Source organism: Variovorax sp. PDC80 (assembly GCF_900115375.1).
GTDB lineage: Bacteria > Pseudomonadota > Gammaproteobacteria > Burkholderiales > Burkholderiaceae_C > Variovorax.
In genome coordinates, this window is record NZ_FOWG01000007.1 from 169,301 (window position 1) to 182,383 (window position 13,083).

Sequence of the window (13,083 nt, forward strand, 5' to 3'; positions counted from 1 at the left end):
GGCGCGCTTCTTTATCTGCCAGACCGCTTTCATAGGAAAGGGGTGAAGGTCGGCCTGTGGCCGAACTGTGCCACACGGCCGGCATTCCTCCTGCGGCCTGAACCATCGGTCCGGCGCATGCAGATTCAGTCAATGTCGGAAACGCAAAGCACCCACCACAGGTTCCGCGGGCTCTGCCAGACCACATATGCAGAGGAGAGGGTCGACGTTCGCGTCAACTCGCACCAATCGAGGCTGTCGAAGCGGTATGCGAGCAGGTCTGAGAACGGAGCGGGGAACGTGGCGTCCAGGGCCTGGACGACGATCCTCCGGGCATCCTCCACAGTCAGCCCGCCGGTCGCCCGGTGACATCCCCCGTCAAGAACAACCGACACCAATGAGCCCTCGAACTCGAACCGATTCAGAACTGAGAAGGGTACGTACTCTCGCTCAACATGCCCGAGCGGTGTCTGCGTCGCAAGGTCGCTGAAGCGCTCCAGAAACTCGGCCAGCCGCTGAGCGTCGTCGCGACCCCGGATGGAGGGTTTTGGCTTTAAAAACTTCGAAACGACCTCGCCACATTGAGACAGCACCCCAAGAAGCTTGATGAGAGGTTCCTTTTCCACCCGGAACTCGTCGGCTGACGTAAATTGCATCGACATTCCTGTTCTTCAGTCTTGGGGTCGTGGTCGAACGTCTGGTGTTGGCCGACTGTAGCCGGTCGCATAGCCGTCGCTTATCTGCTCACACTTGTGCTCACCAAAGGTCCAGTCGGTCAAACTGAAATCGGACAGTTTCTGCACTAGCCGGGACATCCCCGAAGTTGAAGACGAGGCCGCGCGCCCGGACCAGTCCCTCAGCTTGATCGACTACTTCGCCGCAACCGCGATACCCGTAGCTCCCGTGACACTCCAGTTGCTCTGCACTAGCAAGCGCTTTCTCATCTGCCGGCCAGTCTTGCAGGTACGGAGACTCCAGTTCGTCAACCATGACCGGATGCAGCAGGTTGGGAACTGTTTGGCCAACCTTGTAAGAGCACTGAAAGCAGAAGGCCACCACCGTGGCCACATCGCTGGAAAGCGTAACGTTGGCGTCCCCGCTATCTCAAAGCCAGTGGATGCTCGAAATGGTGAGGTGACTCATCGAAGTTGCGATTCTTGGTTCGATTGACAGCTTGTATTGAACGACCGCTGTTGGCCGAATTTAGACCTCGGCGTCGTGGACTTCGCGCCCCAATGCCAAGGACATTCTGGCGCACAGAACTGTGAGCCACCCGGTCCACAAAAGCGTCTCGACCTCGCCAAAAAATTGAATACCGCTGGGTTCGACCGAGGAGCCGATGTAGCGCGCATCACCCTCTCGACCGTACCAAGCCGGGCCGTCTTGGTCGTCTAGCCAGCCATCCAGCGATGCATAGACGGCCGCGACCTTCTCCCACTCCTCGTTGGAAAGGTCATACGGAATATTCAGGGTGATGTCTTGTCGCAAAGCGGCTTCTCCTGTCCGCGGCCGTGGCAATCGGCCGCTATCCCACGAATTCTGAGCCGCAGCCGGTCGGCTGCTTTTGCCCGACTGTCGGTGGTCGCGCCGATGTCGAAGAAAGAGAGAAAGTGGTGCGAGTATCAACGCGGCCGTGACAACACGCTGTGCGCTATCTCCTCGATGTGCGTAGAGGTCGCAGTGCTACTGATCTCCTGCAGCGTGAGTAGCAGAGAAACGCCGTCGACCGATGTAACGCCGGAGTTCAACATGCGACCGACCATGACGATCCCGAGTTCGCTTGGCTGGCGTGCCAGAGAAGAAAGAAGCGCTGACTCGTAGTTCGGAAGCTTTTCCAACCCGTGAACGAGACTCCACATCACTCCGTGTCCGTCTTCCTCGGGATAGCGCTCAAAGACACTCAGCATTTCGGGGATTGCCTGTTCTGGAGAGCCTGCTTGCCAAAGTTCATCCAGCAGCACGTCCAGGCGGCGCCAGTCGCCATCGTCATCGGGTGCGAACTTGGCAATGTCGCGGGCTATGGTTTTTATTTTTCGAGGCACCGGGAGTCCTAGGCTATTGGCTGCTCTTTGGCCGTCAGTTCTCGCTCATCCAGGCCGAGCGCGAAGCGCGGCATACAGTGCAGTACCAAACGCTCACACGCATAGGCATATTCTTGCGGCCCTCCGTCGACACTGGGTCAGCAGCCGCATGCGGAAATGTGGCCCGCCTCGCGTTGAGGTATGTCTGGCTGTAGTCGATACACCCATCAATCACCTCGACGACTTCAGGCTGCAGCAAACCATCATGCAACTCGCAGACCCTCAACGCGTCTGCGATTTGTGTCACGGCCATCTGGTGCTCGGGATGCCGCACGAAGAACTTCTGGAGTTCGACTTCCTGCCAATATCGAAGCCGCGGCACTGCTCCAGCCGCCACGAATCGACGATACCCTTCTTCCCCGAGCGCCGCGCGGAACGCCGCTCTAAAAAGAGCATTTTCAATCGAATCCATATTGCACAAGTCGGAACAGCTGGTGGAATCTGTGAGGTCTGAAAGCCGGTGGCGGCGAGCGGCTCCTTTGAGGCGAATTCTGCCTCAACACTGAGCGGCTGCTTCTGGCTGCGGATTCAACCGGTCGATGCAACACACTGACAACTGCTTAGGCAGAAGGAGTGTTGCATCGACCGGTTGAATCCGCAGCCGAATGTAGCCAAGCCATTCGCCGGTGAGAAGGGCTCTTTGCAGTCCTTCTACAAATCGAGAGCAGACATTCAAATACCAACGGCTATTGCCCCTTAGGTTCCGTTACTCCGGAAGACACACCGGACCCTTTTGTGTACGCAAGTAGTCTTGCGAGAGTTTTCTTAACCTAAAGGGTGATGGCTCCCAAGAAGCGTCTCCTGATCTACGGCGTTCCATGACCCGCTGACAAATCCCCGCTCCGGCTCTGTTGATATATCTGTACTCGTAGTCGCTAGCGACTGGGAAAGTGAGGTAGTGGTTGCAGTGAATGAAGGTTGCCGTTCCGTACCCAAGGGTGCTGCTGATATTGGCCTGAATTCCAATGGAGTGCTCGCGATCTGCTTCGAGAAAGATGGTTCTGTCGCTATCGAGAGCAACGCCGATCTGCTGAAAATCGGTACAAGTCTCTGTATTGCCGTAGTACACGGAATTCAAGATGACAAAGTCGCGCGAATTTGCGACCAAGGTAAATCTGCTCGTTTTCTTCCCCTGCGGGGCCTCATACATCTTGGGCGCTGTGCATGCGGACAGGACGAGAGTGATCAGAACCAGGCTCTTGCGCATCGTATGCATATGGATTGGCAATCTTCAAGAGAACAAGGCAGCGAGACCGACGCACATGAGGCATCTACAGTTGATCCGATCAAAGCCTTCACATCGGAATGCGGAAATTTCGAGTTGCTCGATACATCGATCTCAAGCAACTCTTCGCTGCCAGGATCGTCGAACTCCAATTGATCGATACGAGGTGAGCGCATTGTGCTGGCGAACTTCTGGTTGTGGCCGACTGCGGGCTCAACCCATACGTGTGCCGGCTTCAGCGCTTGGGTAGACGACCGCGAAATCGGCAGGGCGCTCCGTCTCATCAAGCAGTGAAGCTCCCACTCTGGCTGAATCGGCCAACCGGTTCTCATAAATCATTTCATTCTCTAGGAGTTCGATCACGAAATGGAGTGCGGCATCCAGGTTATCTGTGGACAGGTAGATGAGCATTGCATCGGTACCCTCTTCGTAGTCGTAGCCGCTGTCGGTCAAAATTCCGCTAGAAAGCTCGGTCAAGCGATCAGGTACGACGTATCGAAGATCGGTATCTGGGTTCTCCATGCGGCCTGGATCAAGACGAATCAGGACTGACGGCATATTCGCATCCTCCACGTACTTTCCGCTCGCCTTCAGGCGCTTGACGACCAGCGCCTCCTCAGGCACTCAGCGAAGCTTGAGGAAGGCTTAAACGCGCTCCAAAACTGGACCCCACGTGCCAGTTGGATAGATGAAGATGTTAAACCGACCTTGACCCCTGTCGTGACCACTCACCTCGGCGAAGCTGTTCTGAGAAAAGGCCCGCACGAATGTTCTTTCAACTTGTAGCAGCGCATCGAAGCGTCGTGGACGCACTTGGAAAGCTGGACGATGAACTGACTGCGAGGCGGGCGAAGGATGATTGTGTGCGAACTGGAAGCTCAGGTCGGACGTCCGCCCCTGGCCGAATTCCGGCGCTCGATCGCGCCCAAGTTCACCTCGATCAACGAGTCGCGAAGTCGAACCTCAGCTGGCAGAGATGGCAGCGTCACGGCGATATCGCGCAGCCGCCTCACTCAATGCGACCGCGTCCCCGACATCAAATTCACCAACCGCGCCGTGGAACTCACCCCCAGCTTGCTCCGCGCACTGCGCAACTGGTGATCCACCGTCGAGAACGACCGATTGAGTCGCCGCGCAATCTCCTTGTAGCTCAACCCATCGACCGCCAGCCGAGCCACCGTGCGTTCAGCCGGCGTCAGGCTCTCGAGCAGATCGATCGCATCGCCGCCGTGCACCGGCCGGCCCACATCCCGCTGCACGCCACTGGCCATGCGCTGCGCCGCGCTCATCACCGGCCCCAGCACCACCGCCGCGATCTCCTCGAAGCGCGCCCAGCGCTCGTCGCGCGCCGGTTCGCAGGCATCCATCCAGTCGACGCACATCAGCCCCAGCGGCCGCGTGCGGTCCATGATCGGCGCGGCCATCTTCACGCGCGTGCCCATGCGCAGCAGTTCGGCGCGCGTGCTCTGGCCGAGCCGGCGTTCCTGCTCGACGTCGCGCAGCACCACCACGCCGTGCGCATGCCAGACGGTCTGCACGCCGCAGTCGGCGGCGTCGATGGCGAGGCCGATGACCGAGGGCACGTCGCGGTCGCGGCGCAGGGCCTCGGCCTGGGGGCGGTAGCAGGCTTCTTCGGGGCGGCCGAAGCCGCAGTCGACGCGGTCGGCGTCGAAGGCCTCGCGCAGCCAGCCGGCGGCGAAGCGCCAGCAGTCGTCGGGTTCGTCGAGGTGCAGCAGCAGGTGCGCGGCCAGGTCGCGCGCGGGCCGCCAGCGCAGGGCGCCGTGGCCATCCAGCAGGCTGCGGCGCAACTGGCGTTGCGCGGCCATCAGCTCTTCGTCGTTCATGCGCCCATCTCCGACTGCACATCCAGGTCGGCCGGATGATAGCCAGTCCGGGCGGGGCGTCGGCATGGGGTTTGCCTATTTGGCGGCCGGCCGGGCGGCCGCGATCTCCGCGCTGAGGTCGTGCGTGCGCTTGATGACGTACTGGTGCAGCAGCTGCATGTCCTCGGGCTTGAGCACGCCCGCGAAGCCCGGCATGCCGCGGTTGATGCGCGCGCCGCTCACGGTGGCCGCGAACAGCTCGTGCTGCTCGGGCTTCATGTAGCGCAGGTCGGGCACGACGCCGCCGCTGACGGCATTGAGGCCGTGGCAGGAGCCGCACAGGCCGTTGAACATCAGGCGCGCCTGCTTGATCTGCTCGGCCGAGGCGGTGAGCGGCGGCACGTCGGCGGCGCGCGGCAGCGCGGGCGCGAGCCTGGCGGGCGGCAGCTTCTGGCTGGCGCCGAGCTTGAAGGTGACGACGCGCGCCTCGGGCCGCACGCGGGCGCTCAGCGAGATCGGGCCGGTGATGTGCGGGAAGGCGCCGCCCCAGCCGACCATGAAGCTCACGTACTGCTCGCCGTCGACCTCGTAGCTGATCGGGCCGGCCATGGCGCCGCTGTTGACGGGGCTCTGCCAGAGCTGCTTGCCGTTGTCGGCCGCGTAGGCCACGGCGCGGCCATCGGCCGTGCCCTGGAACACGAGGTTGCCCGCGGTGCTCAGGGTGCCGCCGTTCCAGGCGCTGGCGTAGTCGTGCGACCACGCGGCCTTCTGGCGCACCGGGTCCCAGGCCAGCAGGCGGCCCTTCCAGGCGCCGCGGATCTGGGCCTCGATCTTGGGGTCCTCGGGCAGCTCGGGCACCTCCAGGCCGAGGTTGACCACCGACTTGGTCGGCAGGAACAGCGGTTCCTTCTGCGCCTCGAGCTCGGCCATGGTCTCCTGCGCGGGCAGGTAGACCAGCCCGGTCTTCGGGTTGAAGGACATCGGGTGCCAGTTGTGGCCGCCGAGGAAGGCCGGGATCACCAGCTTCTTCTGCTCGCCGGGCCCGTAGTTGCCGGCGCCGGTCTCCACCGGCCGGCCGGTCTTCAGGTCGATGTGCGATGCCCAGTTGACCGGCACGTAGTTCTTCGCCGAGATCAGCTTGCCGTCGGTGCGGTCGAGCACGTAGAAGAAGCCGTTCTTCGGCGCCTGCATCAGCACCTTGCGCAGCTTGCCGTCGATGCGCAGGTCGGCCAGCACGATGTGCTGGGTGGCGGTGTAATCCCAGCGATCTGCGGGCGTGGTCTGGTAGTGCCAGACGTAGTCGCCGGTGTCGGGGTCGAGCGCGACGATCGACGACAGGAACAGGTTGTCGCCCTTGCCCTCGCTGCGGAACTGGTAGTTCCACGGCGAGCCGTTGCCGGTGCCGATGTACAGCAGGTTGAGTTCGGGGTCGTAGGCCATCGAGTCCCAGGCCGTGCCGCCGCCGCCCCACTTGACCCAGCCGTTGCCCGACCAGGTCTTCATCGCCATGGCCATGGCCTTGTTCTCGGGCGGCTGGGCCGGGTCGCCGGGCACGGTGAAGAAGCGCCAGGCCTGCTGGCCGGTGTCGGCGTCGTAGGCCGTGACGTAGCCGCGCACGCCGAACTCGGCGCCGCCGTTGCCGATCAGCACCTTGCCCTTCACGATGCGCGGCGCGCCGGTGATGGTGTAGCTCTTGCTCTTGTCGAGCACGGTGTCGACCGACCAGACCTGCTCGCCGGTGCGCGCGTCGAGCGCGATCAGCCGGCCGTCGAAGGCGCCGACGTAGACCCGGCCCTTCCACACGGCCACGCCGCGGTTGACCACGTCGCAGCAGCCCTGGCTCAGCGACTCGGCATTCACCTTCGGGTCGTGGCGCCACAGCAGCTTGCCGGTGCGCGCGTCGAGCGCGTAGACGATGCTCTCGGCGCCGGTGGTGTACATCACGCCGTCGACCACGATCGGCGTGGCCTCCACGCCGCGGTCGACGTCGAGCTTGTAGGTCCAGGCCATGCCGAGCTTGCCGACGTTGCGGTCGTTGATCTTCGCGAGCGGGCTGAAGCGCTGCTCGTCGTAGGTGCGGCCGTGGCTCATCCAGTTGCCCGGCTCGCGATCGGCCGCCGCGATGCGCGCGCCGTCCACGGCCTGGGCCGCGGCCGCGCCGGCGAGGGCGCAGCCGGCCAGCAGCAGCGCGAGGCGCGCAGGCGGGCGAAGGCCGGTGAGAGCGAGCGGAAGGCGGTGGGGCATCGTGACTCCTGAGTTTTTGTCGGTTGTTGTGAGGGGGCCGGGGCCGGCGAGGGCAGGGCAGCGGCCCTCGGGATTCTGGAAAGCGCCCGCGCGCCTGGCTATCGCGAGCTTTCGCGATAGGGTTTGCCGCAGGGGCGGCGCGCCGGGCCCCGGGGAAAGGCCCCGGGAATACCCCGTCGCGAATGTTCGCGATGCCACGAATGCGGCGGGCTCGCAGACTGCGCCCCATGAGCCTTCAAACCTACCCCAATACCGTCGACAACCGTCCGGTCACGTCGGAGCGCAGCTTCGAATCGAAGAACCCCGCCACCGGCGAAGCCATCGGCCTCGTGCCGCATTCCACGGCCGAGCAGATCGAGCAGGCCGTGCGCGCGGCGCGCAAGGCGCAGCCGGCCTGGGCCGCGCGCCCCGACGCCGAGCGCCGCGCGCTGCTGATGAAGGTGGCCGAGGTGCTGCACGGCAATGCCGAGTACCTGGCCGGCTGGGTCACGCGCGAGCAGGGCAAGCCGCTGGGCGGCGTCGGCCCGACCGAGGTGCCGGGCGCGCGCTTCGAGCTGTTCGGCTGCGAGGCCTGGACCCAGGTGCCGGCCAGCCTCGAGATGCCGGTGGACGTGGTGTTCGAGGACGCCACGCGTCGCGACGAGATGCACCGCAAGCCCTTCGGCGTGATCGCGGCGATCGCGCCGTGGAACTGGCCACTCTTGATCGCCATCTGGCAGATCGTGCCCTCGCTGCGCGCGGGCAACACGGTGGTCATCAAGCCCTCGGAATACACCAGCATCGGCACGCTCGAGATGGTGCGGCTGATCGCCGAGGTGCTGCCGCCCGGCGTGCTCAACACCGTCAGCGGCACCGGCGAGGTCGGCGGCTGGCTGGTCGAGAACCCCGACGTCGACAAGATCATGTTCACCGGCTCGAGCGCCACCGGCGCGAAGATCGCGGCCGCCGCGGCGCGCAACCTCACGCCCACCACGATCGAGCTCGGCGGCAACGACGCCGCCATCGTGCTGCCCGATGCCGACCCGAAGGCCATCGCCATGGACCTGTTCTGGGGCGCCTTCCTCAACATGGGCCAGACCTGCGCCTGCGCCAAGCGGCTGTACGTGCCCGATGCGCTGCACGATGCGGTGGTGGCCGAGCTCAAGGCAATCGCCGAGGCGATGCCGATGGGCGACGGCGCGCAGCCCGGCATCGCGATGGGGCCGATCCAGAACCGCATGCAGTTCGACAAGGTGCGCCGGCTGGTCGACGAGGCGCGCGCCGGCGGCGCGACCATCGTCTGCGGCGGCGAGCCGCGCGCGGGCGCCGGCAACTTCTATCCGCTCACGTTGGTCACCGACATCGCGGACGGTGCGAGCCTGGTCGACGAGGAGCAGTTCGGCCCGGTGCTGCCGGTGATCCGCTACCGCGACATCGACGACGCGATCGCGCAGGCCAACCGCGTCGACGTGGGCCTGGGCGCCTCGGTGTGGGGCACCGACATCGAGCAGGCGCGCGCGGTCGCGTCGCGCATCGAGGCCGGCACCGTGTGGATCAACCAGCACGGCGCGATCCACCCGATGGTGCCCTTCGGCGGCGTCAAGGGTTCGGGCTGGGGCCTGGAGTTCGGCATCGACGGGCTCAAGGCGGTGACGCAGCCGCAGGTCATCAGCCTGAAGAAGAAGCCGCAGTAGCCAACGCCACCGGATGGCATTTGCCGGCACGGGCCGGGCGTCGCGCACGCTCGGCCCGTGCCGTTTTGGGGTGTCGCGCTCCTACAGGAGGCCGCGCCGCGAACTGACCTGGCGATTTTTCGTGGGGCCTAAGTTGATCCATGTCGGGCATCCGGTCCGGCGGATCTCAACCTTCCGGCCTTGCCGGATTTCCCCAAGGAGCATTTCCATGAATCGCACGTCTCACCTGATCGCAGCCCTCGCACTCACCGCCGCCGGCGCCGCCTTCGCGCAGGGCAACCCGCCCACCACCGCGCCGCCGAACCCGGCCACCGCCGCCGGCCAGCAGAGCCCCGCGGGCGGCCCGATGGGCACCACCGGCACCACGCCGCAGAACAACACCATGGCCGCCACCCCGGCACCGGCTCCGATGCGTGGCAACGCGATGTCGCAGGACTCGGGCAGCAGCAACATGGCCGCCGCACAGCCGATGCGTCCGGCGCGCGCCGACCGCAACTGAGGCCGCGGGCTTCAGTGATGCACACAGGCATTCCGTATCCGCGGGCGGCGGCGGCAGCGCTGCTGCTCGCGAGCGCGGCGGCGTTCGCCGCTCCGCCCGCGATGCCCGCGGCCCCGCTGACGGCCGATGCCCAGCGCATCGCCCAGGCCGCGGTCGCGGCGCGCGACAACGCGGGCGGCGCCTTCGCGGTGGTCGACAAGAAGGCCGCGAGCGTCTTCGTCTTCGACGCGAAGGGCACGCTGCTAGGCTCATCGCCCGTGCTGCTGGGTCTCGCGCGCGGCGACGATTCGGTGCCGGGCATCGGCGAGCGCCCCATGGCCAAGATTCGCCCGCATGAACGCACCACGCCGGCCGGACGCTTCGCTTCCGAGCCGGGGCGCAACACGGGCGGCGAGGACATTGTCTGGGTCGACTACGACGCCGCGATCTCCATGCACCGCGTGCGCACCACCAACAAGGCCGACCGCCGGCTCGAGCGGCTGGCCTCGCCCACCATCGCGGACAACCGAATTTCCTACGGCTGCATCAACGTGCCCGCCGCCTTCTACGACGCCTACGTGAAGCCCGCGCTGGGGCAACGGCGCGGCGTGGTCTACGTGGTGCCCGAGTCCTCGCCGGTGGCCACGCGCTTCGATTTCCTGAATCCGGCGAAGGATGCGCGCGCGCCATCCGCTGCGCGGCCGGCGCTGTAGGCATCCGCGAAGATCCTCCGCACGCTCCTGCGACACAATGCCGCATGCCGACGCATGGCGGCATGCTCATCGAAGGAGACACACCCATGGCAAGTGCGGACGCCGCGCCGCCCGTTCAGGACCCCGCGCTGCTGCGCCGCCTGCTGCGCGCCAAGGACCGCATGGACGCCGCCTCGCACGAGGAATGGCCGGTCGAGCGGCTGGCGCAGGTCAGTGGCGTTTCCGAGGCCCACTTCGCGCGCTCGTTCAAGCAGGCCTTCGGCACCCCGCCGCATCGCTACCTGCTCACGCGCCGCATCGAACGCGCGAGCGCGCTGCTGCGCGAAACCGAACTCTCGATCACCGACATCGCCTTCGCCACCGGCTGGTCCAGCCTCGGCACCTTCGGGCGCACCTTCCGCGACATCACGGGCGGCAGCCCGGGCGAGGTGCGCACGCGCGGCAAGGGCGAGGCGCAGGCCTTCGGGCCCGTGCCGGCCTGCATCGTCAGCGCCTCGCAGCGGCCGCATCTCCAAACAGCAGTTTCGGAGAAGCGCCGCCAGGCCGCGGCCGGTACAAACGAGGCCGAACCACAGGAGATTCCATGAGCCAAGGTATTGAAACGGTCGGTCTGTACGTGCGCGATCAGGAGGAGGCCCTCGCCTTCTACGCGGGCAAGCTCGGCTTTCGCGTCCACACCGATGTCGGCAACGGCGACTACCGCTGGTTGACCGTGCAGCATCCCGAGCAGCCGGCGTTCCAGCTCGGCCTGTTCAAGCCCGGCCCGCCGGTGCACGACGCGGCCACGGCCCAGGCGCTGCAGGCGATCGTCGCCAAGGGCGCGATGCCGCCGCTGGTGCTGAGCGTCGACGACTGCCGCGCCAGCTACGAACGGCTGCGCGCCCAGGGCGTGGAGTTCACGCAGGAGCCGGTGGAGCGCTATGGCACCGTGGATGCCGGCTTCCGGGACCCGTCGGGCAACGGGTGGAAGATGATCCAGCGCGCCGGCTGAGGCCGCGGCTCAGCGCTTGACGAAATAGTCCTTGGCACCCGTCGCGTCGAGCACGGCGTTGAGGGCGAAGGCCACCGCGAGCCCGCGGCCATCCACGGCCTGGGCGGGTGGCGGCAGGCCGTCCGTGGTCAGGAAGCTGCGTGTGCGCGTCTCCCAGCGGGCCGAGGGGTAGAGCCCCTGGTTCGGGTCCGACGCCATCAGCGGCTTGGCCCCGACCCAGCTTCTCTTGATGTAGGACGACGAAGCGGCCTGCGACGCAGCGGCTTCGAGGAGCGGGTCGCTCGCGGACTGCGCGAGCGACTCCGCGAAGGCATGGCCGTGCGACAGCAAGACGGCGAGCACGCCGGTGGACAGCAGCAATTTCATTTTTTCTCTCCCTGTTCGATCGTGTCGGCGCGGGGCCGACGGGCATGCGGCCCGGCGTCGCCGTGCCGCGCGCGCATCTTAGCGTCACGATCGGCGGGCCCGCGCGTGCCCGCGTGCCCCGCGTTCTTCAGCCCACGAAGTTGCCGCTGCTGTTCAGCAGGATCTGGCTGACCTGGCTGCTGGCGCGCGATCCGCCCGCGTAGTCGAAGCGCCAGCCGTCGAGATCCACCGCGGCGCGGCGCTTGAACTGGGTCAGCAGCTTCGCGCGCCCGGGCTCGGTGCCCGCGCCGGCGATGACGGCGCCCGCATAACGGCCGCCGAGGTAGCCGGCAAAGCTGGTCGGCGAGGGGTCCTCGTCGAAGTAGCGCTGCAGCGCGTTGCGGTAGCTGCGCACGATCGCCACCTTGCTGGTGCGCGGATCGGGCACCACGCGCGTGAAGATGATCGGCACGCCCTTGCCGGGGCTCAGCTGCAGGAAGGTGTTGGTGTCGACGTCGGACAGGCACACCACGGTGCGCTGCACGCCTCTTTTGGCGAGCCCGCGCGTGAACAGCGCCAGCTCGATGGCGTCGCCCGTGAACAGCAGGAAGTAGGGCGTGCTGGCGGGCAGCTGGCCACCGAAGGCTTCGAGGTCGCGGCCCTTGGGCGCCGTCAGCACCTGCGCCTCGAGCTTGAGCCGCTCGGCGATCTGCGCCATGCCCGGCTGCAACGCCGTGGCGTGGGCGGCCGTCGGGTACACGATGCCGATCTTGGCCACGCCCATGGTCGCGAGGTTCTTGAGCACGTGCCGGATCTGGTCCTCGCGCGATGCGAACAGGGCGAACAGGTTCGGGTTCGCATCGAAGCGCGAGTCGGCGAGCCAGGGCGCGACATGCGCGATCTCGAGGCGGCCGCTGTCGGCGTGCGCGAGGCTCGCGAGCGCGAGGCGTTCTCCCACGGTGCCCACCAGCGCCACCTGCGCGCTGTCCTCGCCGATGGCCTTGAGCGCGGCCTGGGCGTCGGCGTCCGAGTCGCCGACCTCCACGGCCTTGAGCTGCACGTTGAGCCCCGTCGTGGCCTTGAGCTCCGCGAACGCGAGCCTGAAGCCGGTCGCGTAGTCGCGCGACAGCGCCTGCTGGCTCGGCGACGTGTCCATGAGCTGCGTGACCCGCACCGCCGGCTGTTCCGTGGCGCGGGAACCCTGGGCGAAGCTGGCGCCGACGGACGACGCGAAGGCCATGGCCGTCGCACCACGAAGGACTTGGCGGCGGCTGGGGCGATGCAGGCTCATGCGGCCATGCTAGGTGGAATTTATGACATCGGTGCTCGCCGCCGCGCTTGCATCGGCGGGCTCGCAGGCTGTCACGAAAGTGTCGTCTTGAGTCCTTAAGTTTCAGGCCCCGGGCGATTCGCGTCGCTCCTCCCTTCTGGAATCGACGGCTGCGCGACAGGAAATGGCAGGTTCCCCGCTATTGGGTCATGTGGTCGCGCTGGCACGAAGACTGATCTCGCTGTCTCTCATGGCCGGGGC

15 protein-coding genes are annotated in these 13,083 nt (G+C 66.0%); 6 read left to right on the forward strand and 9 right to left on the reverse strand.

Annotation, left to right across the window (positions count from 1 at the left end; translation table 11 throughout):
- Window positions 1–125 precede the first annotated feature (125 nt).
- From BM109_RS20940 to BM109_RS41270, 4 genes are all read right to left on the reverse strand, one after another.
- A complete protein-coding gene (locus tag BM109_RS20940) occupies window positions 126–641 on the reverse strand; it encodes a hypothetical protein (RefSeq protein ID WP_093346555.1) in 516 nt (171 codons plus the stop codon).
- A gap of 541 nt (window positions 642–1,182) precedes the next feature.
- On the reverse strand, window positions 1,183–1,467 hold the full coding sequence (locus BM109_RS20945; RefSeq protein WP_093346557.1) for a hypothetical protein: 285 nt from the start codon (window positions 1,465–1,467) through the stop codon (window positions 1,183–1,185).
- Between the two features lie 134 nt (window positions 1,468–1,601).
- A complete protein-coding gene (locus BM109_RS40820) occupies window positions 1,602–2,021 on the reverse strand; it encodes a hypothetical protein (protein ID WP_143129218.1) in 420 nt (139 codons plus the stop codon).
- A 34-nt stretch (window positions 2,022–2,055) separates the two neighbouring features.
- The gene (locus BM109_RS41270) at window positions 2,056–2,472 is read right to left on the reverse strand and encodes a hypothetical protein (protein ID WP_177239419.1); all 417 of its coding nucleotides are present in this window, start codon (window positions 2,470–2,472) and stop codon (window positions 2,056–2,058) included.
- Between the two features lie 486 nt (window positions 2,473–2,958).
- Between BM109_RS41270 and BM109_RS40830 the strand changes: the two genes are divergently transcribed.
- Window positions 2,959–3,441, forward strand: coding sequence for a hypothetical protein (locus BM109_RS40830; protein ID WP_143129220.1), 483 nt, complete (start codon window positions 2,959–2,961; stop codon window positions 3,439–3,441).
- Between the two features lie 57 nt (window positions 3,442–3,498).
- Here BM109_RS40830 and BM109_RS20960 read toward each other — a convergent pair whose 3' ends face one another.
- The 3 genes from BM109_RS20960 to BM109_RS20975 form a co-directional block, all read right to left on the reverse strand.
- Entirely contained in the window at window positions 3,499–3,909 is a 411-nt protein-coding gene (locus BM109_RS20960) for a hypothetical protein (protein WP_093346565.1), read from the reverse strand.
- Between the two features lie 389 nt (window positions 3,910–4,298).
- Window positions 4,299–5,129, reverse strand: a complete 831-nt coding sequence (locus BM109_RS41500) for a helix-turn-helix transcriptional regulator (protein ID WP_218159400.1) — start codon at window positions 5,127–5,129, stop codon at window positions 4,299–4,301.
- Between the two features lie 75 nt (window positions 5,130–5,204).
- On the reverse strand, window positions 5,205–7,352 hold the full coding sequence (locus tag BM109_RS20975; protein WP_093346568.1) for a PQQ-dependent dehydrogenase, methanol/ethanol family: 2,148 nt from the start codon (window positions 7,350–7,352) through the stop codon (window positions 5,205–5,207).
- Between the two features lie 227 nt (window positions 7,353–7,579).
- Here BM109_RS20975 and BM109_RS20980 point away from each other — a divergent pair, with 227 nt between their 5' ends.
- The 5 genes from BM109_RS20980 to BM109_RS21000 all read left to right on the forward strand — a co-directional run bounded on the left by BM109_RS20980 (window position 7,580) and on the right by BM109_RS21000 (window position 11,207).
- A complete protein-coding gene (locus BM109_RS20980) occupies window positions 7,580–9,025 on the forward strand; it encodes an aldehyde dehydrogenase family protein (RefSeq protein WP_093346570.1) in 1,446 nt (481 codons plus the stop codon).
- Window positions 9,026–9,233: 208 nt separating this feature from the next.
- A complete protein-coding gene (locus BM109_RS20985) occupies window positions 9,234–9,524 on the forward strand; it encodes a proteophosphoglycan ppg4 (protein WP_093346573.1) in 291 nt (96 codons plus the stop codon).
- 17 nt (window positions 9,525–9,541) lie between these two features.
- On the forward strand, window positions 9,542–10,216 hold the full coding sequence (locus BM109_RS20990; protein WP_093346575.1) for a L,D-transpeptidase: 675 nt from the start codon (window positions 9,542–9,544) through the stop codon (window positions 10,214–10,216).
- 86 nt (window positions 10,217–10,302) lie between these two features.
- Window positions 10,303–10,803, forward strand: a complete 501-nt coding sequence (locus BM109_RS20995; RefSeq protein WP_093347260.1) for a helix-turn-helix transcriptional regulator — start codon at window positions 10,303–10,305, stop codon at window positions 10,801–10,803.
- Complete coding sequence (locus BM109_RS21000; RefSeq protein ID WP_057589938.1) at window positions 10,800–11,207, forward strand: VOC family protein; 408 nt, start codon at window positions 10,800–10,802, stop codon at window positions 11,205–11,207. The genes BM109_RS20995 and BM109_RS21000 overlap by 4 nt, the downstream gene beginning before the upstream one ends.
- 9 nt (window positions 11,208–11,216) lie before the next feature.
- Here the strand turns inward: BM109_RS21000 and BM109_RS21005 are convergent, their stop codons facing one another.
- The gene (locus tag BM109_RS21005) at window positions 11,217–11,573 is read right to left on the reverse strand and encodes a hypothetical protein (RefSeq protein ID WP_093346578.1); all 357 of its coding nucleotides are present in this window, start codon (window positions 11,571–11,573) and stop codon (window positions 11,217–11,219) included.
- Between the two features lie 127 nt (window positions 11,574–11,700).
- Window positions 11,701–12,843 (reverse strand): type 1 periplasmic-binding domain-containing protein, encoded by a 1,143-nt coding sequence (locus BM109_RS21010; RefSeq protein WP_093346581.1) that lies wholly within the window; start codon window positions 12,841–12,843, stop codon window positions 11,701–11,703.
- Between the last annotated feature and the right edge of the window lie 240 nt (window positions 12,844–13,083).